Annotated in this window: 3 protein-coding genes; 1 reads left to right on the top strand and 2 read right to left on the bottom strand. The window is 67.0% G+C overall.

Features of this window, described 5'->3' with window-relative positions; translation table 11 throughout:
- The coding region (locus tag KH616_RS23940; protein WP_292253589.1) for a trypsin-like peptidase domain-containing protein at positions 1-632 on the bottom strand (632 nt) is incomplete at its 3' end.
- Positions 633-1037: 405 nt separating this feature from the next.
- Here KH616_RS23940 and KH616_RS23935 point away from each other — a divergent pair.
- Positions 1038-1694, top strand: coding sequence for a VC0807 family protein (locus KH616_RS23935; protein WP_292253586.1), 657 nt, complete (start codon positions 1038-1040; stop codon positions 1692-1694).
- Positions 1695-1926: 232 nt separating this feature from the next.
- On the opposite strand, the gene KH616_RS23930 is transcribed toward KH616_RS23935, so the two are convergent.
- Positions 1927-2598 carry a MarC family protein gene (locus KH616_RS23930; protein WP_292253583.1) on the bottom strand — a complete coding sequence of 224 codons (672 nt, stop codon included), beginning with the start codon at positions 2596-2598 and terminating at the stop codon, positions 1927-1929.
- Positions 2599-2652: the final 54 nt, after the last annotated feature.

Genomic DNA, 2652 nt, shown 5'->3' with positions numbered 1-2652 from the left:
AGGATCGGCGGGTTCTTGAGCAGCGTGCGCGCGATCGCGCTGACAATGCCGGCGGTCACGGTGTTGCCGGTGCCGTCGGGCGAACCGATCGTCATCACCGGCTCGCCGGCACGCACGCGCGACGAATCGCCGAGCCTGACGGCCGGCAGTTTCGCCGCATCGATGCGCAGCACCGCGACATCGCTTTGCGTATCGACCATCAGGATCTTCGCCCTGAATTCGCGCCGGTCGGTCAAGCGGACCGTCGCTTCGGCGGCCTGATCGACCACGTGCGCGGTCGTCAACACCCAGCCGTCGGCGCTGACGATGAATCCGGATCCGCTGCCCGCGACCGCGCGCGGCGCAGTATCCGGCGGCGGCTGCGACCCGCCGCGCCTGAAGAAGACCGCGAGCGGATCGTCCGGGTCGAGGGTTTCGCCGGAGGGCGATGCGGGCGCCGGCTGCTCCGGCGCGCTCGCGCTGATGTAGACGACCGCCGGGCCGTAGCGCTCGACGATCGCGGGAAAATCGACCGGCACCGGCAGGTTGACGGACGCGGCGCGTTTCTCCTTCGCGATCGGCGGCGCATTGTTTGCCGCGACCGCCGTGGACGCGAGGCACGCACTGCCTGCGACCACGCCCCCGATGACCATGACACGAAACAAGGTGCGGGCAAGCGTTAGCCGGACCACGGTGCACCTCCGACGCAATGGTTATGCCGTGACAGACGACGCACGGGCACCGGCCGACAAGCACCGATACGAATCAATTTATAGACTACGCAACGTGTCACCGCCCATCGATGCACGCGCGCGGAAGGTGTGCACTCAACGTCCGGGCGCGGCGGCATGCGCCGCGGACAAAACGGCCGCTTCGTCAATCCGGACAATTCCCGCGCCTGCCGTCCGGCCCGCGCCGAAACCCGCATCGAGCCACGTCACCGCGGCCGCGCGGACAGCCGGCGAACGCGTCGCGGGCCGCCGCGACGGGCGAATTTATATATACTCGAACACAAGTCGCCCCGCCCCTTAACGCGCTCCACGCATGGAATTCCTGCCGTGAAATCGAGAGCCGGCCTGATCCTGGAACTCGTCGTCAACCTCCTGCTGCCCTGGGTCGCCTACCGCTGGGCTCATCCGCATTTCGGCGAAACCGGCGCGCTCTATGCGTCGGCGATTCCGCCCGTCATCTGGTCGATCATCGAGTTCATCCGCACCCGGCGCGTCGATGCCCTCAGCCTCATCGTCCTGCTGGGCATCGCGCTGTCGATCGGCGCGATGGCGCTCGGCGGCGATCCGCGCGCACTGCTGATGCGCGAATCGCTCGCATCCGGCATGATCGGCATCGTGTTCCTGGTGTCGCTCGTCCGCGAGCGTCCGGTGATCTTCTATCTCACGCGGGCCACCGTCGCACGCGAGCAGGCCGGCGGCGCCGCGCGCTTCGAGACGGTCTGGGAACAGCAGCCGCTGCTTCGGCAAACCCTGCGCCTGATGACGCTCGCATGGGGCGCCGGGCTGACCCTGGAGATGGCGCTGCGCTGCTGGCTGGTTCTGAACTGGCCGGTCGAGCGCGTGCTGGTCGTCTCGCCGATCATCAGCTACGCGGTATTCGGCGGCCTGCTGATGTGGACGTTCTGGTACCGGCGGCGGATGCGCACGCGCAACCGCGTCGACATCCCGCCCGGCGACAGCTTCACCGAAACGGCCGGCCAGTGACGGCGACGCGATGCGCGGGCCACGTCATCGGATGGCGACACGGCGCGCATCCGCATTCCGCGGGATCATCATGCAATTGCACGCCATTTCATCCCGACGTCGACCGATTCGCGTGACATGAGTGGATGGATCGCGGGCCGCCACAATCGGCCCGGGTGCGCACGGCGACCCGCCGTGACATGCACCGGCGGGCATGGACCGTATCGTGCGGTGCGCCCCCGCCGGGCGACGCTTACTTGATCTGGTCGGCGATCGGCACCAGGAATTCGGAGAAGCCGGTCAGCATGATCTGCACGCCGACGCACAGCAGCAGAAACGCCGACACGCGCATCGCGACCTTGGTGCCCTCGGTGCCGAGATAGCGCGAAAGCAGCGCGGAGCGGCTGTAGGTCAGCCAGATCACCACCGCGATGAGCGCCGATACCACGATCGACATGATGCTCGACAGGATGAACTCCGACAGCTTGTGCGTGCGGTTCGCATTCAGCGCGATCGCGGTCGCGATCGAACCGGGGCCGACCGTCAGCGGCAGGGTCAGCGGAAAGAACGCGCGCGTCATCACGCCGGCGGTATCGATCGGTTTGACCGGCGTGTCGCCGCCGCCCGGCACGTCCGGCTTGTTGAGCATTTGCCAGCCCGACACCGCGACCGCGAAACCGCCGCCGATCCGCAGCGCTTCCATCGAAATCCCGAAGAAATGCAGTACCGGTGTGCCGACGAAGAACGCGACGAGCAGCACGATGAATACGTTGAACGCCACCTTTTTCGCGAGGATGCCGCGCTCGTGCTCGGTCAGCGATTCGGTGCGCTCGATAAACAGAAAGGCGCTGCCGATCGGATTGATAATACTAATCAGGCCGGTGAAGCCGAACAGGATCTCGGAGATCAGGCGAGTGACAATCATCGGGCGTGGACGTGGTCTGGGGCGTCAGGGGCGGAAGGCGGCGGCGCGCCGGGG

It is taken from the genome of Burkholderia sp. (genome assembly GCF_018375725.1).
Classification (GTDB): Bacteria; Pseudomonadota; Gammaproteobacteria; order Burkholderiales; family Burkholderiaceae; genus Burkholderia.
The sequence above is the reverse complement of the archived record's forward strand: the minus strand, read 5'-3'. Positions and strand labels throughout refer to the sequence as shown.